Raw genomic sequence first — 22,396 nt, 5'->3', positions numbered from 1 at the left:
CCCGGCCGGCACACCGGCGGCTTGGGACCCGGCGGGGATCAGGCGGCGGAGCCGTCCTTGATCCAGACCAGTCTGCGGCCGGTCTCGGCGGGCGCGGTGGGCTCGCAGTCCTCCACCCGGTCGAGCCGGTAGCCGAGCTTGCGCGGAACGGCGGCACTGGCCAGGTTGCCCTCGTCGCAGTGGATCTCCAACCGCACGATGCCGGGCAGGGCGAGCGCGGCCTCGGTCAGCGCCCCGGCCGCGGTGGTCGCCAGACCGCGGCCGACGTGGTCGACGGCCACCCAGTACCCGATCTCCAGGGCGCCCGCGCCGATCCGCCCGTGCAGGCCGAAGGCGCCGACCACGCTGCCCGGCCGGTCGTCCCGGCCGAGCAGGTACATGAAGTCGCTGCCCGAATCCCAGGCCGCCACCCCGGCCCGGGCCATCTCCCGGGTGTCCTCCAGGCTCGGCCGCTGTCTGGCCCACGCCATCCACGGCCGCAGGTGGTCGAGGCTGGCCGTCACCGCGGCGTTCAGCCCGGGCGCGTCGTCCGTCGTCCGGCGGCGCAGCGAGAACCCGCCCGGCAGCGGGAGCAGCTCGGGCGGGCGCCCTGGGGTGACGGCGGTGAGTTCGTCGGTGCTTTGACTCATGACCGGATTATTGCTCCGCGGCACCCGCTCCTAACAGCGATTTTCTGGGTGCATGTCAGCTCTCTGGGGGCGCGTGGACCGCAGGTACGGGCCGGTTGCAGACCGTTGCGAGGACGGCTGGGCGCGGCGGGCCGGGAGAGGTGGTGAGCGGTGGCAGGACGGTCAGAGGCGGACCAGGACCTGGGCGAGGTCCTTCCGCCGCAGATCCGGCACGCGCGCGTCCTCGGCCGGGTAGCCGACCGGGATGACGTACGCGGCGCGCTCCTCGGCCGGCCGCTCGCACACCTCGTTGAGGAAGCGCATCGGGCTGGGCGTGTGGGTGAGGGTGGCGAGGCCCGCCTGGTGCAGGGTCGCGAGCAGCAGGCCGACGGCGATGCCGACCGACTCCTTGGTGTAGTACGGGCGCGGCGACTGCGGCCCCTTGTGCACCTCGAAGACCACGATCACGGCGGGGGCGTCCTCCAGGAACGGCTTCCGCCAGTCCGTTCCGATCGGCCGGAGGGCTTCGAGCCACTCCTCGGAGGCGCGGTGGGTGTAGAACTCCCGCTCCTCCGCCTCGGCGGCCTCGCGCAGCCGCCGCCTGCGCTCCGGGTCGGTGATCACCACGAACCGCCAGGGCTGGACGTGCGCACCGCTGGGCGCGGTCGAGGCGGTGCGGACGGCCCACTCGATCACGTCGTCGGGGATCGGGCGGGTGGAGTAGTCGCGCACGGTCCGGCGCTGCGACATCACCTCGTAGAAGGCCCGGCTGCGGTCCGCAGCCTCCTGGGCGGGCACCGTCATGGGGCGGAGCGGGACCGTGGGGTACGCGGACGCTGCCGATGCACTGTCAACCATGGCGCCCAGCACAGCACATGACCCGGTCCGGCGGAAGGCCCGGCGCCCTCCGGGGGCTCCCCCCGGAAGGCGCCGGCCGGGGCCTCAGAGCTCCCGGATACGGCCGTCGGCGACCTCGATGCGGCGGTTGACGGTCACCGTGTCGAGCATCCGCCGGTCGTGGGTCACCAGCAGCAGGGTGCCGGTGTAGGAGGCCAGGGCGGACTCCAACTGCTCGATGGCGGGCAGGTCCAGGTGGTTGGTGGGCTCGTCCAGGACCAGCAGGTTGACCCCGCGGGCCTGGAGCAGGGCGAGCGCCGCCCTGGTCCGCTCACCCGGGGAGAGGGTGGCGGCCGGGCGCATCACATGGGCCGCCTTCAGCCCGAACTTGGCCAGCAGGGTGCGGACCTCCTCCGGCGAGAGCTCGGGCACCGCCGCCGCGAAGGCGTCCGCCAGCGGCTGCTCATCCAGGCCCTGCCCGTCCCCCAGGAGGTGCCCACGTGCCTGGTCGATCTCGCCGACCACCACGCCCGAGCCCAGCGAGGCGCTGCCGCCGTCCAGTTCGAGCCGGCCGAGCAGCGCCGCGAGCAGGGTGGACTTGCCCGCTCCGTTGGCACCGGTGATCGCGACCCGGTCGGCCCAGTCGATCTGCAGGTCCACCGGTCCGAAGACGAAGTCCCCGCGCTTGACCGATGCCGCGCGCAGGGTGGCGACCACGGAGCCGGAGCGCGGTGCGGCGGCGATCTCCATCCGCAGCTCCCACTCCTTGCGCGGCTCCTCGACCACCTCCAGGCGCTCGATCATGCGCTGGGTCTGCCGGGCCTTGGAAGCCTGCTTCTCGGTCGACTCCTGCCGCATCGCGCGGCCCATCTTGTCGTTGTCGCCGCCCTTGCGGCGGGCGTTGCGGACGCCGTGCTCCATCCAGTTGCGCTGCATCCGGGCCCGCGACTCCAGGCCCGCCCTGGTGTCCGCGTACTCCTCGTACTGCTCGCGGGCGTGGCGGCGGGCCACCGAGCGCTCCTCCAGGTAGGCCTCGTAGCCGCCGCCGTAGAGGTTGACCTGCCGCTGGTGCAGGTCGAGCTCCAGCACCCGGGTGACCGTACGGGCCAGGAACTCGCGGTCGTGGCTGACCAGCACGGTGCCCGCGCGCAGGCCCTTGACGAAGGACTCCAGGCGCGCCAGGCCGTCCAGGTCCAGGTCGTTGGTGGGCTCGTCCAGCAGGAACACGTCGTAGCGGGAGAGCAGCAGCGAGGCCAGCCCGGCGCGGGCGGCCTGGCCGCCGGAGAGCCCGGTCATCGGCGCGTCCAGGCTCACCTTCAGGCCCAGCGACTCGGCGATCTCCTCCGAACGCTCCTCCAGGTCGGCGCCGCCCAGGTCCAGCCAGCGGTCCAGGCTGACCGCGTACGCGTCGTCCGCGCCCGGGCGGCCCTCGACCAGGCCCTCGGTGGCCTCGTCCAGGGCGGCCTGCGCCGCCGCCACGCCGGTGCGGCGGGCCAGGAAGGCGCGGACCGACTCGCCCGCCCGGCGCTCCGGCTCCTGCGGCAGGTGGCCGATGCTGGCGGTCGGCGGGCTCAGCCTGACCGTGCCGCTCTCGGGGGTGTCGAGACCGGCCAGCAGCCGCAGCAGGGTGGACTTGCCCGCACCGTTGACCCCGACCAGGCCGACCACGTCGCCGGGAGCGACGACCAGGTCGAGGCCGGAGAACAGGCTGCGGTCGCCGTGGCCGGCGGTGAGGTCGTTGACTACGAGAGTGGCGCTCATGATGGACCCGATCCTATCGGCGCCGACGGAAAACCCTTTGCGGGTGCTCCGGCGGTCCCCCTAGGCTCGGGCCGTTGCCGCCAGACGAGGAGAAGGCCGTTGCTCTACTGAGGTCCTGAGACACCGCCCCCACGCACCCCGACGTGTGCGTGGCGTGAGCGTGCGACCTCGGTATCGAGCGGCCCTGGCGCCCTCCCGATCTCCCCGCACCCCGCGGTGTCTCCCGTGTTGCTCCCATCACCCGTAGCAAACACACCGGAGGCCTTCCCATGGCACATCCCACCGCCGCCGTCCTCTGCACCGACCTGGGCTTCGAGTGGCCCGACGGCACCACCGTCCTGGACGGTTTCCAGCTCGCCGTCGGCCCCGGGCGCACCGGGCTGATCGGGCTCAACGGAGCCGGCAAGTCCACCCTGCTGCGGCTGATCGCGGGCGAACTCACCCCCGCCGCCGGCACCGTCCGGATCAGCGGCGAGTTCGGCTACCTGCCCCAGGACCTCACCCTGGACACCGCTCAGAGGGTGGACGAGGCGCTCGGCATCCGGGCCGCCCGCGAGGCCCTGCACGCCATCGAGTCCGGCGACACCGACGAGCGGCACTTCGCCGCGATCGGCGACGACTGGGACGTCGAGGAGCGCGCCCGCGCCACCCTCGACCGGCTCGGCCTCGACCGCCTGGACCTCGACCGGACCACCGGCGAACTCTCCGGCGGCGAGGCGGTACTGCTGCACCTGGCCGCCCTGCTGCTGCGACGCCCGGACGTGCTGCTGCTGGACGAGCCGACCAACAACCTGGACCGCCACGCCCGTTCACTGCTCTACCAGGCGGTCGAGAGCTGGCCCGGGGTCATGGTCATCGTCAGCCACGACCGCGAACTGCTGCAACACGTCGACCAGATCGCCGATCTGCGCGACGGCACGGTCACCTGGTACGGCGGCAACTTCGCCGACTACGAGCGCACCGTGGCCGCCCAGCAGGAGACCGCCGAGCGGCTGGTGCGGGCCGCCGAGGCCGACGTCCAGCGGCAGCAGCGCGATCTGGTCGAGGCCCGGTCCAAGCTGGCCCGCAGCGCCAGCTACGGCAGGAAGCGCTCGGCGCAGCGCAACGACCCGAAGATCTTCGCCGGCAAGTTCAAACGGCAGGCCGAGGAGACGGCCGGGCGGGTGAAGAGCATGCACGCCGAACGCCTCGCCGAGGCCAAGGAGCGGCTCACCGCCGCCGAGGAGGCCGTCCGCGACGACGCCGAGATCCGGATCGACCTGCCGCGCACCGCCGTCCCGCCGGGCCGGACCGTACTCGACCTCGACCGGGTCCGGCTCCCGTACGGCACCTCGGCCCACCTGGAGCTGCGCGGGCCCGAGCGGGTCGCCCTGGTCGGCCGCAACGGTGCCGGAAAGTCCACCCTGCTGCGCACCATCGCGGGCGAACTCACCCCGCTGGCAGGGGAGATCACCGTGCCCGTACCCGTGCGGTACCTGCCGCAGCGCCTCGACCTGCTGGACGACGGCCGCTCGGTGGCCGAGAACGTCAAGGCGTACGCGCCGGGTGCGGGGGACAACGCGATCCGGGCCAGGCTGGCCCGCTTCCAGTTCCGCGGCGGGCGGGCCGAACAGCTCGCGGGCACCCTCTCCGGCGGTGAGCGCTTCCGGGCCGCACTGGCCGCGCTGCTGCTCGCCGACCCGCCGCCGCAACTGCTGCTGCTGGACGAGCCGACCAACAACCTCGACCTGGCCAGCGTCCGCCAGCTCACCCAGGCGCTCGCCGGCTACCAGGGCGCACTGATCGTGGCCAGCCACGACGTGCCGTTCCTGCGTGGGATCGGGATCACCCGATGGCTCGAACTGGACGGGGAGTTGCGCGACGTCGGCATGGGCTGACGGCATGGGGATGGTCGACCGGTAGGGGTGCCGCGAGCCGGTGCCCCTCCGGTACCATCCCGGGCATGCCAGCGCTCAATATTGAGTACACCGAGCTCGAACTCGCGGCGATCCGCGAGGCCGCCGCTGCGGACGGCAAGAGTGTCAAGGCGTATGTGCACGATCTGAGCGTCCGTGAGCAGAAGCGGCGCACCTTCGTCAGCCACGGGGTGGCCTTCTGGAACGCCCATGTCGAGGAGTTCGACGCGGCCTTCCCCGAGGACGCCCCGGGCGCGGGGCGCCGCGGCGGCAAGTGCTCCGACCCGGCCGCCGCCTGACGATGCTCCAGGTCGACATCCGCTGGCTGCTCGACGTCCAGGAGCTGGCCTCGCCCGAGGACCTCAGCGTGCGCGACTACTCCGCCCTGCAGGCCGCCGTGGCCCGCCACCGCGTCAACACCGCACAGCTCGGCCACGACGCCGACCCGGCCTGGTGCGCGGCCGCCCTGATGCACACCATCGTGCTGCTGCGGCCGCTGCCGGTCCGCAACAACCTCTACGCCTGCATGGCCACCGCCGCCTACATGCACGCCGCCGATGAGGGCATCGACCCGCCGTACGGGGCCCTGGTCGAACTGGCCCGCGACGTGGCCGACGGCACCTCGGACGTCTTCGCCGCCGCCCGGCGCATCCGCTCCTGGCGGATCTGAACCAGCCCGCCGCCCTGCCGCCGTCCGCGCCCGCCCCCCGGGTGGTGACCGGCCGAATACGGACAGTCCGGACTGGTCGGACATCGGTGCGATCTCTTGACAGTTGGACCACCTACTGGATTACTGGGCTCCACACTGCTGATGACCGAATGTTCGGTCGGTCCTCCGGCTGGGTGGCGGGACCGGCAGCAGCCGACCGGAGAGGACGCGTCGTTGAGCCACACCCCGACCGACACCACCCCAGGCGGCCGCCGCCTCGGCGAGCCGACCCCGGCGGAACTCCTCGACGCCGGTGAGCGGATGACCCGCGACGAGCTCGGCGCCCACCAACTCGTCCGGCTGCGGGCCACGCTGCGCCACGCGTACGACCATGTCGAGCTCTACCGGCGGAAGTTCGACGCTGCCGGGGTCCGGCCCGAGGACTGCCGTACGCTCGCCGACCTCGCCCGGTTCCCCTTCACCACCAAGGCGGACCTGCGGGACTCCTACCCGTTCGGGATGTTCGCCGTCCCGATGTCCGAGGTGCGGCGGCTGCACGCCTCCAGCGGAACCACCGGGCGCCCCACCGTGGTCGGATACACCGACCGCGACCTCTCGCTCTGGGCCGACCTGGTGGCCCGCTGCATCAGGGCCGCCGGCGGCCGCCCCGGGCACAAGGTGCACATCGCCTACGGGTACGGGCTGTTCACCGGCGGGCTGGGCGCGCACTACGGGGCGGAGCGGCTCGGCTGCACGGTCATCCCCGCCTCCGGGGGGATGACCGCCCGGCAGGTCCAGCTGATCCAGGACTTCCAGCCCGAGATCATCATGGTCACGCCCTCCTATCTGCTCACCCTGCTGGACGAGTTCGAGCGCCAGGGCATCGACCCGCGCGGCACCTCACTGCGGATCGGCATCTTCGGCGCGGAACCCTGGACCGAGGAGATGCGCCGCGAGATCGAGCAGCGGATGGGCATCCACGCGGTCGACATCTACGGGCTGTCCGAGGCGCTCGGCCCCGGGGTGGCGCAGGAGTGCGTGGACACCAAGGACGGGCTGCACCTGTGGGAGGACCACTTCCTGCCCGAGGTCGTGGACCCGCTCACCGACCGGGTGCTGCCCGACGGAACGCGCGGCGAGCTGATCCTCACCTCGCTCACCAAGGAGGCGCTGCCGGTCATCCGCTACCGCACCCGCGATCTGACCCGGCTGCTGCCCGGCACCGCGCGTCCGGCCTTCCGCCGGATCGAGAAGATCACCGCACGCTGCGATGACATGATCATCCTGCGCGGGGTCAACGTCTTCCCGAGCCAGATCGAGGAGATCGCGCTGCGCACACCCGGCGTCGCCCCCCACTTCCAGCTGCGGCTGTCCCGGCGCGGCCGGATGGACCACATGACGGTCCGGATCGAGGCCCGCCCGGACACCGGATCCGAGCGGCGCGCGGCGGCGGCCGAGGAGATCGCCAAGGGCGTCAAGGACGGGGTGGGCGTCACGGTCGAGGTGGAAGTCGTCGACCCGGAGACCCTGGAGCGCTCGGTGGGCAAGATCCGCCGGGTGGTGGACCTGCGGGAGCGGTGAGCCCCGCCGGGCTCAGGCGGTGGCCGGGCGGAGCCTGCGGAGCACGGCGGTGCCCAGGCGGTCGAGGGCGACCACGGCGGCGCCGAGGGCTATGAACTCGACGGTGAGCAGGGCGATCTGGCCGGCCACCCAGGCGTACCCGTGCTCGGTGGGGTCCAGGAAGAAGTACGGGTACTTGTTGTCGAAGTGCGGGAAGAGCGCGGCGCGCAGCTCGGTCACCGCGGCGTAGCCGAGCGGGAAGGAGAGCCAGAGCGGCAGGTTGCGCCAGTGCGAGACGTTGCGCGGCTTGAGGCAGAGCCAGTCGAGCATGACCATCACGGGCGTCACGTAGTGCAGGAAGAAGCTGGACCAGTTCTGGAGCCGGTCGGGTCCGGACACCAGGCCCGGCAGCGGGTTCGCACCGTGGTTGAGGATGATGTGGGCGACCAGGCCGGTGATGGTGATGTAGAGCACGGCGGCGCCGCGCAGCCGGGGCGCCGGGCCGTCGGTGGTGTTGCGCTTGGTCATCCAGTACACGGCGCCCGTGAAGTAGCCGAACACGATGACGTTGCTCTGGACGGTGAAGTAGACGAGGGAGCCGGTGCCGAGGATCAGCCCGAGTCCGGCCGAGAGCATGATGGCCAGGCGCCACCAGAGCGCGGGACGGGTCCAGACTGACATGCGTTCACCGGTTCTTTTCGTACGGTTTGTCGGATCGTCGCACTCTACCCACGGGTACCGGCCAGGCGAAACCCGTCCGACGGGAACCGGCGGAACGCCAAGGTAGCTTAGACCGACCGGCAATAGGGCCCGCGGCGTCGCGTGCCGATAGCTCTCGCCTGAACGCACATCCCTCGTCGCGCGCAGCGCCGCTGCGCTCTCCTCACGCTGCACGCCCAGACTCGGCTCTCGACCCTCCCCCAGCCTTCGGCCGGGGGGACCCCCTTCTTCACCCACGCTCCCTATTGCCGGTCGGTCTTAGTGGGGCGGCAATGCCGAGGGGTTGAACCCCGGGGGTTCAGCGGGGGCGGACGAAACCGGACTCGTAGGCGGCGATCACGGCCTGGGTGCGGTCCCGGACACCGAGCTTGCCGAGGATGCCGGCGACATGGGTCTTGACCGTCTCCGGGCTCACCACCAGCCGTTCGGCGATCTCGCCGTTGGCCAGTCCGGCGGACATCAGCCGCAGGATCTCGCCCTCCCGCTGGGTCAGCCGGGGGAGCGGGGCGGGTGCGCGGTCGCGGCGGGCGGAGTGCCGCACGGCCAACTCCCGCACGGCGGCCGGGAAGAGCAGCGACTCGCCGTGCGCCACCAGCCGGACGGCCTGCACCATCTCCTCCGCGCGGGCCCGCTTCAGCAGGAAGCCGGCGGCCCCGGCGCGCAGCGCCTCGTAGACGTAGTCGTCGTTCTCGAAGGTGGTGACCACCAGGACCTTCGGCGGGGGCCGGAGCGCGTCCAGGACCAGTTCGGTGGCCCGGATGCCGTCCAGGCCGGGCATCCGGACGTCCATCAGGACGACGTCCGGCCGCAGTTCGCGGGCCAGCGGGAGGACTTGGGCGCCGTCCGCCGCCTCGCCCACCACCTCGATTCCCGGTTCGGCGTCGAGCACCACCCGCAGGCCGGTGCGTACCAGCCGCTCGTCATCGGCGATCACCACTCGGATCACGGCCGTCCCCCTCTGCTGTACTCGGCTTCGCCGTACTCGGCGGTTTCGGTGTCCGGCGCACCGCGGTGCGGCGGTTCGGCGCTACGGGCGGCCGGCGGTGCGGGGGCAGGAAGCCAGACCAGGAGCCGCCAGCTGCCGTCCGGTTGCGGGCCGGCCCGGTAGCCGCCGCGGTGGGTCGCGGCGCGCTCGGCTATCCCGCGCAGTCCGCGGCCACCGCCGGGGCGGCTGGGACGGTCGGCGCCGAGCGGGTTCTCCAGCTCCAACTCAAGCTTGCCGTCGGAGAGTTCGAGTCTCAGCCGGGCGGATACCCCGCCGGCGTGGCGGAGTACGTTGGTGAGGCCCTCCTGGACTATCCGGTAGGCCTCGCGGGAGAGTTCGGGCGCGAGGCCGCCGAGTCCCGGGCCGATGAGGGTCTCGACCCGCACTCCGGCCAGGGCCATCTGCCGTATCAGGGTGTCGAGTTCGGAGAGCGTCGGGCCGCCGTCGGCCCGCCGTTCGTCGGCCGTCTCCTCGCGCAGCAGGCCGAGGACGGTGTCGAGTTCGGCGACCGCCGCGCGCGCGGTCTCCTCGATGGCCCGCAGTGCTTCCGCGGCGAACTCCGGCTCCGAGCGCAGCACCCTGCCCGCCGCTGCCGCCTGGATGGTCACCGCGCTCAGCGCGTGGCCCACCGAGTCGTGCAACTCCCTTGCCAGCCGGTTGCGGTGGGCCAGCTCGGCGGCGCGCCGCTCGGCGGCGACCAGCCGTTCGCCGGGGGTCGGGCCGAGCAGCAGGGGAGCGCAGCGGGCCAGCAGGGCTCCGCAGAGGGCGTTGGTGGTCAGCAGCAGGAGCAGCAGGGCCGATGCGATCAGCAGCTGAGGTGGTGCGTGCTCGCCGAAGACCCGGCGGACCGTCTCCTGGCCGGCACGGCCGAAGGCGCCGAACGAGGAGGAGAGAAGGAACAGCACGGCCGGTGGCACCGAGAGCGACATCCCGCTGACGATGCCGCCGAGCAGGACGTGCAGTACGAACCAGGCGGAGGTCCGCCGCCGCGCCGCCCAGGAGCGGGCGGGTGTGCTCGCCGACTCGCTTGCCAGGCCGTCGCCCCGTGCTCCTGCCGCACCCGCGCACAGCGCCCGGGCCGCCGCGCTTTCGAGCGGCCGGACCACCGGGACCAGCGCCGTGACCGCCGCCATCGGCAGCGAGAGCGGAAGGGCGAGCAGCTGTGACAGGACCTGGTGCCCCGGGTCGGTGTTCACCCCCGGCACGATGGCGCCCAGCAGCACCGTGGACAGCAGCCAGTACGGCATCAGCAGCGCGCCGCCGAGCACCAGGTGCACCCAGCGCAGCGCGGCCCGCCGGCCGACCAGGGCGCCCACCACCGTAGTCATCTGGCTGACCCTACGTCAGTGGCGGACCGTTCGAGCAGCGGGCAGGACAAGGCCGCCGCGATCGTGATGCCGCTGAGCGCCCTGCGCATGCCGCCGGGGCGGGGAAGACGGTGGTCGGTGGAGCCCATGTCCAGGACTCTCCCGCCACCGGCCCGGTGCGGTCATCGCCCCCGCCTACGATCCGCCTCCCTCTGGCGGGGGATCACGTCCTCCTCCCCAGGGGGTGGCCGCAGGCAGCCGCCGGCTCCCGTCAGAAGCGCAGGCGATCAGAAGGTGTCCGGGTCAGAAGATCAGGTGGGCGCGCTCGTGGGTGCGGACCTCGATTCCGGTGGCGGCCTTGTTGATCAGTTCGTGCGCCAGGTTGGAGCAGGCACGGGCGGCGGCCAGCTCCTCGCCGACGGTGGCGTCCGGGGTGTCGTCCGGGTTGCGGCGGGCCACGCCGAGGCCCTGGACTCCGGGCGCGCTGAAGCCGCTCAGCGAGGCGGTGCAGGTGGTGCGGTTCTCGTCCTCTTCGAAGTTGAGGTCGACGATCCAGTGATTGTGCATGGTGGCTCATCTCCTCGAATGGAGAGATCGTAAGCCTCAGAATCCGCCGGACGGGGGACGCCCGCAAGGCGTGGCCGGGTTCCGGGAGATCCGCGGCGGCTTGGGCTGTTGACCCTCGGTGACGCCACGGAGCAGGATTTGTCACACCGGCTCTGCGACACCGGCTCCGCGAGGCCCTGGAACGGGAGGCGCCATGACCGGCCGGACCGACCCCGAACCGCTCGGCCCGTCCTCGCTGACCTGGCGGTACTTCAGTGACTGGCGCTCCCTGCTGCTCGCCCTGTGGGCGGGCTCGATGCAGAACATGCACCCCGGGCTGGGCGCCGGGGTCGAGCAGCACTCGCACTTCTTCGAGGAGCGCTGGGAGCGGCTGTTCCGCTCGCTCTATCCGATCGCCGGGGTGGTCTACGACGGCCCCGAAGCCGCCCGCACGGCACGCCGGGTGCGCGACTACCACCTCGGCATCAAGGGCACCGACCGCCAGGGCCGCCGGTACCACGCGCTCGACCCGGACACCTTCTTCTGGGCGCACGCCACCTTCGTCATGATCCCGGTGCTGCTCTGCGAGCACTTCGGCCGCCCGCTCACCCGGGCGGAGCGGGAGCGGCTGTACGCCGAGAGCCTGCGCTGGTACGCGCTGTACGGGGTCAGCGACCGTCCGGCGCCGGCCGACTGGGACGGTTTTCGCGCGTACTGGGACCGGATGTGCGCCGAGGTGCTGGAGGACAGTCCGGCGGCGCGGGCCGTGCTGGACATCCGGCGGATCGCCCGGCCGCCGGCGCTGGGGTGGCTGCCGCAGCCGGTGTGGCGGGTGCTGCGGGTGCCGCTCGCCCGGTTCGGGGTGTGGCTGACGGTCGGGCTCTATCCGCCGGTGGTGCGGGAGCGGCTCGGGTACCGGTGGTCACGGCGCAGCGCGTTCGGGCTCCGGGTCGTCGGGCGGCTGGTCGCCGCGGGATGGCGGCTGGTGCCGTTCGAGCGGCGGTTCCACCCGCGGGCACGGGCCGCATGGCGGCGCGAGCGCGGGGTGGCCGCGGGGCGCGTGGAGTCACCGGCGCGCAACCTCGCACGGGACTAGTACTGCAATCACAGTTACGGGTGGGGCGGTTGTGAGTTCTGCCGGTGGCTGTGGTTGTGTTTCGCCGTGTCTGTGGATCTCGGGGTGGGGCAGGTTGAGGCCTGGCAGGAGATGCTGTCCGGGCTGCACGCGCGGTTCGCTGCGCGTTTTTCCAGGTCGGAGCCGCGTGCGCGTGCCCTGACGTATATGGCAGGGCTGATCGCTCCGCTGGAGAGGAAGAACGGGTGGACCCTCGCGGAGCGCGCGGGCGAGGGACATCCGATCGGGATGCAACGCCTGCTCGGCGAGGCGGACTGGGACGCGGACGATGTCCGTGACGACGTGCGGGACTTCGTCGTGGAGACCATCGGTGCCAAGGACGGGATCCTTATCGGCGACGACACCGGCTTCCTGAAGAAGGGCACGCGGTCGGCCGGGGTCCAGCGCCAGTACACGGGGACGGCGGGACGGACGGAGAACTCCCAGATCGGCACGTTCCTGGCCTACGCCTCGGCGAAGGGCCGCGCGCTGATCGACCGGGAGCTGTACCTGCCGGCCTCGTGGACGGACGACCGCGAGCGCTGCCGGGCGGCCGGCGTGCCCGATGAGGTGCCGTTCGCGACGAAGAACGAGCACTTCCGCTGGATGCTGCAGCGCGCGATCGACGCCGGGGTGCCGTTCGCGTGGGTGACCGCGGACGAGGCCTACGGGCAGGTCAAGCACCTGCGGGTCTGGCTGGAGCAGCGCGGCATCGGGTATGTGCTGGCCACCAGGGTCAACGACACCGTGATCACGACGCGGTGGCGTGAGGTCCGGGTCGACGAGTTGGTCGCCGCGCTGCCGCGGCAGGCCTGGAAGCGCCTGTCCGGTGGTAAGGGCTCCCATGGCGAGCGGGTCTACGACTGGGCCAGGGTGGCGATCCGCCCGGTGTGGGAGGACGGCGTCGGGCACTGGGTGCTGGCCCGCCGCTCGGTCAGCGACCCGACCGAGATCGCCCACTACGTGTGCTACGGGCCTGTGGCCACCCGGTTGAAAGACCTGGTCAAGGTCGCCGCGGCGAGGTGGGCAATAGAGGAGTCGTTCCAGGTCGCGAAGAACGAGTGTGGCCTGGACCACTACCAGGTCCGCCGCTACGACGCCTGGTACCGGCACATCACCCTGTCCATGGCCGCCCTCGCCGCGCTGACCGCGATCCGCGCCCACGAGCTGGAAAAAGGGGCTGCCGATTAGGACAAAGCGACCTCATACCCCTGTCTGTCGCGGAGATTCGCCGCCTCATCGGCCTGATCCTCCACCCCCACCACCTCACTCCGGCGCATCATCTGCGCTGGTCATGGTGGCGACGTCTCAGCCAGACCCGAGCCCGCCTCAGCCACTACAAACGCCGAGGCCACATCCCATAACTGTGATTGCAGTACTAGCCGCAGCGGCACCATGGGACATCCCCGGACGGCGCCGGTCGCCGGCGGTGGGGCCGGGGTCCGCGGCGGCGGACTGCTCGCGCGTGCGGCTCTCCGGTGGTGGACTCGGGGGAGGGGACGGCGGGTTGCCTGCGCGGTTCCTCGCGTCACCGGGGGCACCGGCCCTTGTTACCGGTGAGTCGGATCCCTATCATCACGACTGTGACAGCCAAACTGTCAAACACATCGGACAGGGGAGAGCCGCCGGTGCCGGAGCGCAGCAGTGGGCCGCTCGCGGGGGTACGCGTGGTGGAGCTGGCGGGGATCGGCCCGGGGCCGTTCGCCGGGATGCTGCTCGCCGACCTCGGTGCGGACGTGGTCCGGGTGGACCGCCCCGGTCCGCCGCCGATCGGGCCGGAACCGGAGCACGACGTCACCAATCGCAACAAGCGCTCCGTGGTGATCGACCTCAAGTCGCCCGAGGGGCCCGGCCTGGTGCTCGAACTCGCCGCACGCGCCGACCTGTTGATCGAGGGGTACCGCCCGGGAGTGGCCGAGCGGCTCGGGGTCGGGCCCGAGGCGTGCCTGGCCCGCAACCCCGCGCTGGTCTACGGCCGGATCACCGGCTGGGGGCAGGAGGGGCCACTCGCCGCGAGTGCCGGCCACGACATCGGGTACGCCGCCACGGCGGGGGTGCTCGGGCTGATCGGGGCGCCCGGCGAGGCCCCGGCCATTCCCGCCAATCTGCTCGGCGACTACGCGGGAGGCTCGCTCTACCTGGTCGTCGGTCTGCTGGCCGCCCTGCACCACGCCCGTGCCACCGGTGTCGGCCAGGTCGTGGACGCGGCCATCGTGGACGGCGCCGCCCACCTCACCGCGATCCTCTGGAGCCTGCTGGCCGCCGGGCAGTGGCAGGACCGGCGCGGGGTCAACCTCCTCGACGGAGGTGCTCCCTGCTACTCGGTCTACCGCACCGCCGACGGCGAGTACATGGCCGTCGGCGCGCTGGAACCGCAGTTCTACGCCGAGTTCACCAGGCTGCTGGAGCTGGAGGACGACGCCCCCGGCCAGTTCGACCTCGCCCGCTGGCCCGAGCTGCGGGCACGGATCGCGGCCCGCTTCGCCACCCGTACCCAGGCCGAGTGGACGGCCGTCTTCGAGGGCACCGATGCCTGCACCTCACCGGTGCTGACGCTCACGCAGGCGGCCGGGCACGCACACCTCGCGGCGCGCGGTACGTACACCACGCACCAGGGCATCACCCAGCCGGCGCCCGCGCCGCGCTTCTCGGCCACCCCGGGCGAGCTGCGCCGCCCGCCCGCCCGGCCGGGTGCGCACACCGGTGAGGTGGCCCGTGACTGGGGTGTGGCCGGACTGCTGCCGGACTCCGGGCCGACAACCGATCACTGACCCCGAACGCCGAACCACTGAGGAGAGCGCAGTGCAGCGCGAGATCTACACCGAGGAGCACGAGGCGTTCCGGGAGAGCGTCGTCGAGTTCCTGGCCCGAGAGGTGCTCCCGCACAACGAACGCTGGGAGCAGGCGGGCATCGTGGACCGCTCCGCCTGGCTGGCGGCGGGCAAGCAGGGGCTGCTCGGCCTGGCCGTTCCCCAGGAGTACGGCGGCGGGGGCACCGCGGACTTCCGCTATCCGGCCGTGCTGGCCGAGGAGTTCGTCAGGGCCGGGGTCAGCGGTCTCGCCCTCGGACTGCACAACGACATCATCGGCCCGTACCTGACCTCGCTCGCCGACGAGGAGCAGAAGCGGCGCTGGCTGCCCGGTTTCTGCAGCGGTGAGACCGTCACCGCGATCGCGATGACCGAGCCGGGCGCCGGGTCCGACCTCCAGGGCATCAGGACCAGCGCGGTCGACCACGGCGACCACTACGTGCTCAACGGTGCCAAGACCTTCATCTCCAACGGCATCCTCGCCGACCTGGTGGTGGTCGTCGCCAGGACCACTCCCGAGGGCGGCGCGCACGGCCTCAGCCTGCTGGTGGTGGAGCGCGGGATGGAGGGTTTCGAGCGCGGCCGCAACCTCGACAAGATCGGCCAGAAGGCCCAGGACACCGCCGAGCTGTTCTTCGACGACGTACGCGTCCCCAAGGAGAACCTGCTCGGTGAGGAGAACCAGGGCTTCGTGTACCTGATGCGCAACCTCGCCCAGGAGCGCCTGACGATCGCGGTCTCCGCGATCGCGGGGGCCGAGCACCTGGTCCAGCTCACCACCGCGTACGTCAAGGACCGCACCGCCTTCGGCCGCCCGCTCGCCAAGCTGCAGCACGTCCGGTTCGAGATCGCCGAGCTGGCGACCGAGTGCGCGGTCACCCGGACGTTCATCGACCGCTGCATCACCGAGCACAACCGTGGCGCGCTCACCCCGGTGGACGCCTCGATGGCCAAGTGGTGGGCCACCGAGCTGCAGAAGCGCACCGCCGACCGCTGCCTCCAACTCCACGGCGGATACGGCTACATGGCGGAGTACCCGGTCGCCAAGGCGTTCACCGACGGCCGGATCCAGACCATCTACGGCGGCACCACCGAGATCATGAAAGAGATCATCGGCCGCTCGCTCCTCGGCTGAACCCCGGCTGAACCCGGCTGAAACCTTCCGAAAGGCATCCCACCGTGACCACCGAAGCGTACGTCTACGACGCGATCCGCACCCCGCGCGGCCGGGGCAAGGCAGGGGGGCACCGCCCAGGCCCCCAAGGGCCTGGGGGAGGCTCGCTGCACGGCACCAAGCCGATCGACCTGGTGGTCGGCCTGATCCACGAGATCCGCGCCCGCTTCCCCGACCTGGACCCCGCCGCGATCGACGACATCGTGCTCGGCGTGGTCAGCCCGCTCGGCGACCAGGGATCCGACATCGCCCGGATCGCCGCCGTCGCCGCCGGGCTGCCGGACTCGGTGGCGGGCGTCCAGGAGAACCGCTTCTGCGCCTCAGGCCTGGAGGCCGTCAACCTGGCCGCGGCGAAGGTCCGTTCGGGCTGGGAGGACCTGATCCTGGCCGGCGGTGTGGAGTCGATGTCCCGGGTCCCGATGGGCTCGGACGGCGGCGCCTGGGCGATGGACCCGATGACCAGCTACCAGATCGGCTTCGTTCCGCAGGGCATCGGCGCCGACCTGATCGCCACCATCGAGGGCTACTCCCGCACCGATGTGGACGCCTTCGCCGCCGAGTCCCAGGCGCGCGCCGCGAAGGCCTGGGCCGACGGCAAGTTCGAGCGCTCGGTGGTACCGGTCAAGGACCGCAACGGACTCGTGGTGCTGGAGCGCGACGAGTTCTTCCGCCCCGGCACCACCGTGGAGACACTGGCCGGCCTGAAGCCCTCGTTCGCCGCCATCGGCGAGGCGGGCGGCTTCGACGCAGTGGCGCTGCAGAAGTACCACTGGGTCGAGTCGATCGACCACGTCCACACGGCCGGCAACTCCTCCGGGATCGTGGACGGCGCCGCCCTGGTCGCCATCGGCTCGCGCGAGATCGGCGAGCGCTACAGGCTGCGCCCGCGCGCCCGGATCGTCTCGGCCGCGGTCTCCGGCTCCGAGCCCACCATCATGCTCACCGGTCCCGCCCCGGCCACCCGCAAGGCGCTCGCCAAGGCCGGCCTGCGGCCGGAGGACATCGACCTGGTCGAGATCAACGAGGCCTTCGCCGCGGTCGCGCTGCGCTTCATGCGCGAACTCGGCTTCAGCCACGACAAGGTGAACGTCAACGGCGGTGCCATCGCCCTCGGCCACCCGCTCGGCGCGACCGGCGCGATGCTGATCGGCACCCTGATCGACGAGTTGGAGCGCCGCGACCTGCGCTACGGCCTGGCCACCCTCTGCGTCGGCGGCGGCATGGGCATCGCCACCGTCATCGAGCGCATCTGACCACCTCCTGACTCCCGGACTCCCCAAGGACTCATCCCCATGACCGAAGCAACCGCCATCCGCTGGGAGCAGGACGAGGAGGGCGTGGTCACCCTCGTCCTCGACGACCCGGCCCAGTCCGTCAACACCATGAACGCCGCCTTCACCGAGGCGTTCGTCGCCGTGGTCGAGCGCCTCAAGGCGACCGAGGGGCTGCGCGGCGTCATCGTCACCTCGGCCAAGAAGACCTTCTTCGCCGGCGGCGACCTGCACATGCTGCGCGCGATCAGGCCCGAGCAGGCGGGCGAGTTCCTGGAGAACACGCTGCGGCTGAAGCGCGCCATGCGCGAGCTGGAGACGCTGGGCAGGCCGGTGGTGGCCGCGATCAACGGAGCCGCCCTCGGCGGCGGCCTCGAGCTCGCGCTCGTCTGCCACCACCGCATCGCGCTGGACGTCCCCGGCAGCAGGATCGGACTGCCCGAGGTCACCCTCGGCCTGCTGCCCGGCGGCGGTGGCGTGGTCCGCACGGTCCGGATGCTCGGCATCACCGACGCGCTGCTCAAGGTGCTGCTGCAGGGCACCCAGTACCGTCCGGCGCAGGCGCTGGAGATCGGCCTGGTGGACGAACTCGCCGACAGCACCGAGCAGATGACCGCCAAGGCGCGCGCCTTCATCGAGGCCAACCCCGAGGCGGTGCAGCGCTGGGACGTCAAGGGGTACAGGATCCCCGGCGGCACCCCGGCCACCCCGGCCCTCGCGGCCAACCTCCCCGCCTTCCCGGCCAACCTGCGCAAGCAGCTGAACGGCGCTCCCTACCCGGCCCCCCGCAACATCCTGGCCGCCGCGGTGGAGAGCGCCCAGGTGGACATCGACACCGCGCTGGTGATCGAGTCCCGGTACTTCACCGAGCTGGCCTGCGGACAGACCGCCAAGAACATGATCCAGGCGTTCTTCTTCGACATGCAGGCCGTCAACTCCGGTGCGAGCAGGCCGAAGGACGTGCCAGCCCGCGAGGTGCGCAAGGTCGCCGTGCTCGGTGCCGGGATGATGGGCGCGGGCATCGCGTACTCCTGTGCCAAGGCCGGGATGCGGGTGGTGCTCAAGGACGTCTCGCTGGAGGCCGCCGAGCGCGGGAAGGCCTACTCCGCCGGGCTGCTGGACAAGGCGGTGGCGCGCGGGCGGACCACGCCCGAGGAGCGGGAGGAGTTCCTGGCCCGGATCACGCCGACCGCCGAGGCGGCGGACCTGGCGGGCTGCGAAGCGGTGATCGAGGCGGTCTTCGAGAACCCGGAGCTCAAGCACAAGGTCTTCCAGGAGATCGAGGACGTCGTCGCGCCGGACGCGCTGCTCTGCTCCAACACCTCCACCCTCCCGATCGGCCTGCTCGCCGAAGGGGTCTCCCGCAGCGCCGACTTCATCGGCCTGCACTTCTTCTCGCCGGTCGACAAGATGCCGCTGGTGGAGATCATCCGGGGACCGCGGACCGGTGACGAGGCGCTGGCCCGCGCCTTCGACCTGGTCCGGCAGATCCGCAAGACCCCGATCGTGGTCAACGACTCGCGCGGCTTCTTCACCTCGCGCGTCATCGGCCAGTTCATCAACGAGGGCGTGGCGATGGTCGGCGAGGGGGCCGACCCGGTCTCGGTCGAACAGGCCGCCGCCCAGGCCGGCTACCCCGCCAAGGTGCTCTCGCTGCTGGACGAGCTGACGCTCACCCTGCCGCGCAAGATCCGCAACGAGGCCCGGCGCGCGGTCGAGGAGACCGGCGGCACCTGGACCCCGCACCCGGCGGACGCGGTGATGGACCGGATGATCGACGAGTTCGGCCGGCCGGGGCGCAGCGGCGGCGCCGGCTTCTACGAGTACGAGGACGGGAAGCGCACCCGCCTCTGGCCGGGGCTGCGGGAGCACTTCACCCGGGCCCAGGCGCGGATCCCGTTCGAGGACATGAAGGAGCGGATGCTCTTCGCCGAGGCGCTGGACTCGGTGCGCTGCCTGGAGGAGGGGGTGCTCACCTCGGTCGCGGACGCCAACATCGGCTCCGTCCTGGGCATCGGGTTCCCGGCCTGGACGGGTGGCGTGCTCCAGTACATCAACGGATACGAGGGCGGACTGCCCGGGTTCCTGGCCCGCGCCCGGGAGCTGGCGGCGACGTACGGCGAGCGCTTCGAGGCGCCCGCGCTGCTGGAGCGCCTCGCGGCGGAGGGCGGACGCTTCCAGGACTGAGGCTCCGCCAGGGGCGCGGGGGACCGTGCGCGACCACGCACCTCCGTAGGGGTGGTCGAGCGGTTCCCCGCGCCCCTGGCGGGTCTGCCCGGACGCGTCGGGCTCCGCGTCCTTGGGGCTCAGTTCCGCTGTGCGGCCAGTTCGTCCGCGAGGGACCGCTGGAAGGCCGTCACCAGGGCCTGGACCACCATCGGCTGGATCTGGTCGGTCAGTTCCTTCATCCGCTCCAGCTCCGCCGGGGGCGGGGCGCTCTCGCGGTAGGGCTTCCAGACCGTCTCACGGAACAGCCGGTGCAGGTCGTGGGCGGTCGCCTGGCTGTGCAGACGGACCACCGCCCGGGCCGCGACCAGCGTCTCCAGGGGGATGGGTACGTCCAACACCCGTACCCCGAGCGGGAGCAGACCCGGGTCGATCTTGAACACCTCGGGATCGGCGGTGCGGTGCAGTGCGCCCATCGCGGCCAGCCGGTCCACATCGGCGTCGGAGAGCGCCCGGCCGGCCCGCCGTCCCAGCTGGTCCCTGGTGGCCTCCTCGGCGGCCTCCGGGGTCCAGGAGGCCACCAGGGCCCGGTGGATGGCCAGGTCCAGCGAACTGATGTCCTCCGGCAGTTGGGCCAGATACCGTTCGATCGCCGCCAGGGTGAGGCCCTGCCGCTGCAGCTCCTCGATCAGCTCAAGGCGGCCGAGGTGCTCGGGACCGTACAGCCCGACCCGGCGCGGCCCCAGTTCCGGCGGCGGCAGCAGGCCCTTGGTGCTGTAGAACCGCAGCGTCCGCACCGTCACCCCGGCTCTGGCGGCCAGCTCGTCGACGGTAAGTCGCAGCGGTCCGGCCGACGTTGCTGTCATGGAACGAAACCTCATGCTGGTTCAGGGGGAGCCCGATACGGCAGTGCCGCTGTGACAGCATCAGTGTGACACCGCCGCGGCCCCGGGGTCCATGCCAGGACGACGTGAGGCCGGCGTCGCCGGGAGGCTTGGGGCGACTGCCGCGGAGACGACCGGCCGCGGTCCGGAGGCCGGGTCGCGGAACCGCCCCGGAGACTTCTACAGGTATGTAGAGTTCTGGTGACAGTCGCCCACGGAGCAGGGGAGCGGGACGGTGCACGGAACACAGGAGCGCTCCGGGGACGCGGCCCGGCGCCATGACGAGGGGGCCTTCCAGCCGCCCGAGGCGGAGGTGCGCAGGGTGTACCAGCCGGTCGAGGTCCACCGGGAGGACGGGACCTGGGCGGTGGGCCGGATCAACGCCTGGTGGCAGCCGGCCGGCGGCGAGGCGTGGTGCCGGGTGCGGACCATCGGGAGGGGCGGGGCGCCGACCTGGATGCCCTTCGACCCCGAGCGGCTGGTCCTGCTGCCGCTCTCGGGGACCTGAACCGGCCTTGAGCGCATAAGACCGGCCGAGCCGCCCGACAGCCGTCGCCCTCGGGCGCCGGGCTACAGCGGCGTGGCGGCCTTGAGTACGAGCAGCAGGGCGACGGCCGCGTTCAGCGCGGACAGCGCCGAGGCCGCGGTGCCGGCGGCGGCGACCATCGTGGCCAGGCCGACCGGGCTGCGCGCGGGCGGCCAGGACTCGGGCAGTACCTCGGGGTTGAGCAGGGCGGCCACCCGGCGCGGAACGGGCCCGGGGGCGGCGAAGGCGGCGAATCCGGGCGCGGGTATGTGCCGGGAGACCAGGGCGGCCTTGGCGACCGCGCGGGCCGTCACCCGGCGGCTGCCGACGCTGTGCGCGGCCTCCTCGTCGGCCCAGCGCTCGGTGGCGTAGGCGACGGCCTTCTGCAGCGGCCGCAGGAACGGGTTGACGCAGCTGGCCAGTTGGGTCGCCATCAGGTAGCGGTGGTGGCGGTTGGCCAGGTGGGAGCGCTCGTGCGCGACCAGGGCCTGGCGCTCCTCGGCCTCAAGGCTGTCGATCATGCCGGTGGAGACGACGATCCGCCCGGGTGCGCCTGGCACCGCATAGGCGTACGGGTCGCTGTCGGGCAGCACCGCGAGGTCGGAGTCGCGCGGTACGAACTCCAGGGCGCGCTGGGCGCGGGCCCTGATCCGCAGGTGCCGCCGCAGGGTGACCGAGCACATGGTCAGCACGGTGACCAGGACGATCACCGCCGCCGTACCGACCTCCTCGTGGAACGGGACGGCCGCGCGCACCTCGGGATCGGACCAGTTGTCCGGCAGCGGGTTGCCCGGGATCTGCGCCGTGCCGACCACGAAGAGCAGGCCGAGGCAGAGCGAGCTGCACACGGCCATGCTCACGCTGATCCAGGTGAGCAGCCGGACCGCGTTGCGCGGGTGCAGGTGGTGCTCGGCGAGGCGGGCGATCGGCAGCGCCGTCAGCGGCAGGACCAGCGGGAGGAAGACGAAGACACCCATGGCTCAGCGCTCCCGTCGCCCGGCCGGGCGTCCGTCCGCCGATCCCGCCGACCGCCCCTCGGCGGTGGTGTCCAGCAGGGCCCGCAGCCGGCGCTCGTCCTCGGGGAGCAGGGCGCTGACGAAGCTGGCCAGCACCGCGTCCCGGTCGGACTCGGTGTCGAGCACCCTGCGCATCCTGATCGCGGCCAGTCCCGCCGCGTCCGAGGCGGCCAGCCAGAGGTAGACCCGGCCCGAGCGGCTGCGGGAGACCGCCTGCTTGGCGAGCAGCCGGGAGAGGATGGTCATCACCGTGGTGTAGGCCAGTCCGCCACCGAGGCGCTCCTGCACCCAACCCGCCGTGACCGGCTCGGGGGCGCTTCTGAGCACCTCCAGGACCTGGCTCTCCAGCTCCCCCTGGCCGCGCTTGCGTGGCCGCCTGCCCAGGTCGCCTCTGCTCCGGTCCATGGTGTCTCCTCCCGGCGGGCCCGCCCGTGCGCGCGGCGTGCGTCGTCATGCGCGCCCCTCATCCTAATGAGCGCCCCGCGGACGGCCGCCACCCGCCCTTCGGCGGTGACCCGCTTCCTCTACACTGCTGTAGATTCAGTGCGCCGCAATGCTTTATCCGCG

General features: G+C 72.3%; 21 protein-coding genes. 11 read left to right on the top strand and 10 right to left on the bottom strand.

The genetic code is table 11. The features are described from left to right. Window positions 1-38: 38 nt before the first annotated feature. The 3 genes from ACSMTC_RS08665 to ACSMTC_RS08655 form a co-directional block, all read right to left on the bottom strand. Window positions 39-629 carry a GNAT family N-acetyltransferase gene (locus ACSMTC_RS08665; RefSeq protein WP_436559072.1) on the bottom strand — a complete coding sequence of 197 codons (591 nt, stop codon included), beginning with the start codon at window positions 627-629 and terminating at the stop codon, window positions 39-41. Window positions 630-791: 162 nt separating this feature from the next. Then, the gene (locus tag ACSMTC_RS08660; RefSeq protein WP_436559071.1) at window positions 792-1,466 is read right to left on the bottom strand and encodes a nitroreductase family protein; all 675 of its coding nucleotides are present in this window, start codon (window positions 1,464-1,466) and stop codon (window positions 792-794) included. Between the two features lie 84 nt (window positions 1,467-1,550). Next, a complete protein-coding gene (locus ACSMTC_RS08655; protein ID WP_436559070.1) occupies window positions 1,551-3,206 on the bottom strand; it encodes an ABC-F family ATP-binding cassette domain-containing protein in 1,656 nt (551 codons plus the stop codon). A gap of 269 nt (window positions 3,207-3,475) precedes the next feature. Here ACSMTC_RS08655 and ACSMTC_RS08650 point away from each other — a divergent pair, with 269 nt between their 5' ends. The 4 genes from ACSMTC_RS08650 to paaK all read left to right on the top strand — a co-directional run bounded on the left by ACSMTC_RS08650 (window position 3,476) and on the right by paaK (window position 7,331). Beyond that, on the top strand, window positions 3,476-5,083 hold the full coding sequence (locus ACSMTC_RS08650) for an ABC-F family ATP-binding cassette domain-containing protein (protein ID WP_436559069.1): 1,608 nt from the start codon (window positions 3,476-3,478) through the stop codon (window positions 5,081-5,083). Between the two features lie 65 nt (window positions 5,084-5,148). Continuing rightward, window positions 5,149-5,400 carry a hypothetical protein gene (locus ACSMTC_RS08645; RefSeq protein ID WP_436559068.1) on the top strand — a complete coding sequence of 84 codons (252 nt, stop codon included), beginning with the start codon at window positions 5,149-5,151 and terminating at the stop codon, window positions 5,398-5,400. Between the two features lie 2 nt (window positions 5,401-5,402). After that, window positions 5,403-5,771 carry a toxin Doc gene (locus ACSMTC_RS08640; protein ID WP_436559067.1) on the top strand — a complete coding sequence of 123 codons (369 nt, stop codon included), beginning with the start codon at window positions 5,403-5,405 and terminating at the stop codon, window positions 5,769-5,771. Window positions 5,772-6,071: 300 nt separating this feature from the next. Continuing rightward, window positions 6,072-7,331, top strand: coding sequence for a phenylacetate--CoA ligase PaaK (gene paaK, locus ACSMTC_RS08635; protein WP_436564627.1), 1,260 nt, complete (start codon window positions 6,072-6,074; stop codon window positions 7,329-7,331). A gap of 12 nt (window positions 7,332-7,343) precedes the next feature. Here the strand turns inward: paaK and ACSMTC_RS08630 are convergent, their stop codons facing one another. The 4 genes from ACSMTC_RS08630 to ACSMTC_RS08615 form a co-directional block, all read right to left on the bottom strand. Then, window positions 7,344-7,991, bottom strand: a complete 648-nt coding sequence (locus ACSMTC_RS08630) for a Pr6Pr family membrane protein (RefSeq protein WP_436559066.1) — start codon at window positions 7,989-7,991, stop codon at window positions 7,344-7,346. Between the two features lie 337 nt (window positions 7,992-8,328). Beyond that, on the bottom strand, window positions 8,329-8,973 hold the full coding sequence (locus ACSMTC_RS08625; protein ID WP_436564626.1) for a response regulator transcription factor: 645 nt from the start codon (window positions 8,971-8,973) through the stop codon (window positions 8,329-8,331). Beyond that, on the bottom strand, window positions 8,973-10,343 hold the full coding sequence (locus tag ACSMTC_RS08620; RefSeq protein WP_436559065.1) for a sensor histidine kinase: 1,371 nt from the start codon (window positions 10,341-10,343) through the stop codon (window positions 8,973-8,975). Before ACSMTC_RS08620 ends, ACSMTC_RS08625 begins: the two co-directional genes overlap by 1 nt. 282 nt (window positions 10,344-10,625) lie before the next feature. After that, the gene (locus ACSMTC_RS08615) at window positions 10,626-10,889 is read right to left on the bottom strand and encodes a DUF1876 domain-containing protein (protein WP_436559064.1); all 264 of its coding nucleotides are present in this window, start codon (window positions 10,887-10,889) and stop codon (window positions 10,626-10,628) included. 193 nt (window positions 10,890-11,082) lie between these two features. Between ACSMTC_RS08615 and ACSMTC_RS08610 the strand changes: the two genes are divergently transcribed. From ACSMTC_RS08610 to ACSMTC_RS08585, 6 genes are all read left to right on the top strand, one after another. After that, a complete protein-coding gene (locus ACSMTC_RS08610) occupies window positions 11,083-11,964 on the top strand; it encodes an oxygenase MpaB family protein (RefSeq protein ID WP_436559063.1) in 882 nt (293 codons plus the stop codon). A 111-nt stretch (window positions 11,965-12,075) separates the two neighbouring features. Beyond that, window positions 12,076-13,173: an IS701 family transposase gene (locus ACSMTC_RS08605; protein ID WP_436564625.1), complete on the top strand. Its 1,098-nt coding sequence runs from the start codon at window positions 12,076-12,078 to the stop codon at window positions 13,171-13,173. Window positions 13,174-13,610: 437 nt separating this feature from the next. Further along, complete coding sequence (locus tag ACSMTC_RS08600; protein ID WP_436559062.1) at window positions 13,611-14,753, top strand: CaiB/BaiF CoA transferase family protein; 1,143 nt, start codon at window positions 13,611-13,613, stop codon at window positions 14,751-14,753. A gap of 31 nt (window positions 14,754-14,784) precedes the next feature. After that, the gene (locus ACSMTC_RS08595) at window positions 14,785-15,927 is read left to right on the top strand and encodes an acyl-CoA dehydrogenase family protein (protein WP_436559061.1); all 1,143 of its coding nucleotides are present in this window, start codon (window positions 14,785-14,787) and stop codon (window positions 15,925-15,927) included. 44 nt (window positions 15,928-15,971) lie between these two features. Next, the gene (locus ACSMTC_RS08590) at window positions 15,972-17,219 is read left to right on the top strand and encodes an acetyl-CoA C-acetyltransferase (RefSeq protein ID WP_436559060.1); all 1,248 of its coding nucleotides are present in this window, start codon (window positions 15,972-15,974) and stop codon (window positions 17,217-17,219) included. A 39-nt stretch (window positions 17,220-17,258) separates the two neighbouring features. After that, complete coding sequence (locus ACSMTC_RS08585; RefSeq protein ID WP_436559059.1) at window positions 17,259-19,424, top strand: 3-hydroxyacyl-CoA dehydrogenase NAD-binding domain-containing protein; 2,166 nt, start codon at window positions 17,259-17,261, stop codon at window positions 19,422-19,424. A gap of 119 nt (window positions 19,425-19,543) precedes the next feature. Here the strand turns inward: ACSMTC_RS08585 and ACSMTC_RS08580 are convergent, their stop codons facing one another. Then, window positions 19,544-20,269 (bottom strand): MerR family transcriptional regulator, encoded by a 726-nt coding sequence (locus ACSMTC_RS08580; protein WP_436559058.1) that lies wholly within the window; start codon window positions 20,267-20,269, stop codon window positions 19,544-19,546. A 253-nt stretch (window positions 20,270-20,522) separates the two neighbouring features. On the opposite strand from ACSMTC_RS08580, the gene ACSMTC_RS08575 reads away from it, so the two are divergent. Beyond that, the gene (locus tag ACSMTC_RS08575) at window positions 20,523-20,795 is read left to right on the top strand and encodes a hypothetical protein (protein ID WP_436559057.1); all 273 of its coding nucleotides are present in this window, start codon (window positions 20,523-20,525) and stop codon (window positions 20,793-20,795) included. A 62-nt stretch (window positions 20,796-20,857) separates the two neighbouring features. Here the strand turns inward: ACSMTC_RS08575 and ACSMTC_RS08570 are convergent, their stop codons facing one another. Both ACSMTC_RS08570 and ACSMTC_RS08565 read right to left on the bottom strand, forming a co-directional pair. Next, window positions 20,858-21,790 (bottom strand): M56 family metallopeptidase, encoded by a 933-nt coding sequence (locus ACSMTC_RS08570; RefSeq protein WP_436559056.1) that lies wholly within the window; start codon window positions 21,788-21,790, stop codon window positions 20,858-20,860. A gap of 3 nt (window positions 21,791-21,793) precedes the next feature. Next, window positions 21,794-22,234 (bottom strand): BlaI/MecI/CopY family transcriptional regulator, encoded by a 441-nt coding sequence (locus ACSMTC_RS08565; RefSeq protein WP_436559055.1) that lies wholly within the window; start codon window positions 22,232-22,234, stop codon window positions 21,794-21,796. Between the last annotated feature and the right edge of the window lie 162 nt (window positions 22,235-22,396).

The organism is Kitasatospora sp. HPM-01-4, assembly GCF_051374625.1.
Lineage (GTDB): Bacteria > Actinomycetota > Actinomycetes > Streptomycetales > Streptomycetaceae > Kitasatospora.
Note: the sequence above shows the minus strand (reverse complement) of the source record. Positions and strands in the feature narration are given on the sequence as shown.

Coding starts and splice junctions, on each gene's coding strand:
- ACSMTC_RS08655 (WP_436559070.1), bottom strand. CDS start 3,206: ATGAGCGCCACTCTCGTAGTCAACGACCTCACCGCCGGCCACGGCGAC.
- paaK (WP_436564627.1), top strand. CDS start 6,072: ATGACCCGCGACGAGCTCGGCGCCCACCAACTCGTCCGGCTGCGGGCC.
- ACSMTC_RS08605 (WP_436564625.1), top strand. CDS start 12,076: ATGCTGTCCGGGCTGCACGCGCGGTTCGCTGCGCGTTTTTCCAGGTCG.
- ACSMTC_RS08585 (WP_436559059.1), top strand. CDS start 17,259: ATGACCGAAGCAACCGCCATCCGCTGGGAGCAGGACGAGGAGGGCGTG.
- ACSMTC_RS08650 (WP_436559069.1), top strand. CDS start 3,476: ATGGCACATCCCACCGCCGCCGTCCTCTGCACCGACCTGGGCTTCGAG.
- ACSMTC_RS08660 (WP_436559071.1), bottom strand. CDS start 1,466: ATGGTTGACAGTGCATCGGCAGCGTCCGCGTACCCCACGGTCCCGCTC.
- ACSMTC_RS08640 (WP_436559067.1), top strand. CDS start 5,403: ATGCTCCAGGTCGACATCCGCTGGCTGCTCGACGTCCAGGAGCTGGCC.
- ACSMTC_RS08610 (WP_436559063.1), top strand. CDS start 11,083: ATGACCGGCCGGACCGACCCCGAACCGCTCGGCCCGTCCTCGCTGACC.
- ACSMTC_RS08665 (WP_436559072.1), bottom strand. CDS start 629: ATGAGTCAAAGCACCGACGAACTCACCGCCGTCACCCCAGGGCGCCCG.
- ACSMTC_RS08570 (WP_436559056.1), bottom strand. CDS start 21,790: ATGGGTGTCTTCGTCTTCCTCCCGCTGGTCCTGCCGCTGACGGCGCTG.
- ACSMTC_RS08615 (WP_436559064.1), bottom strand. CDS start 10,889: ATGCACAATCACTGGATCGTCGACCTCAACTTCGAAGAGGACGAGAAC.
- ACSMTC_RS08630 (WP_436559066.1), bottom strand. CDS start 7,991: ATGTCAGTCTGGACCCGTCCCGCGCTCTGGTGGCGCCTGGCCATCATG.
- ACSMTC_RS08580 (WP_436559058.1), bottom strand. CDS start 20,269: ATGACAGCAACGTCGGCCGGACCGCTGCGACTTACCGTCGACGAGCTG.
- ACSMTC_RS08565 (WP_436559055.1), bottom strand. CDS start 22,234: ATGGACCGGAGCAGAGGCGACCTGGGCAGGCGGCCACGCAAGCGCGGC.
- ACSMTC_RS08645 (WP_436559068.1), top strand. CDS start 5,149: ATGCCAGCGCTCAATATTGAGTACACCGAGCTCGAACTCGCGGCGATC.
- ACSMTC_RS08620 (WP_436559065.1), bottom strand. CDS start 10,343: ATGACTACGGTGGTGGGCGCCCTGGTCGGCCGGCGGGCCGCGCTGCGC.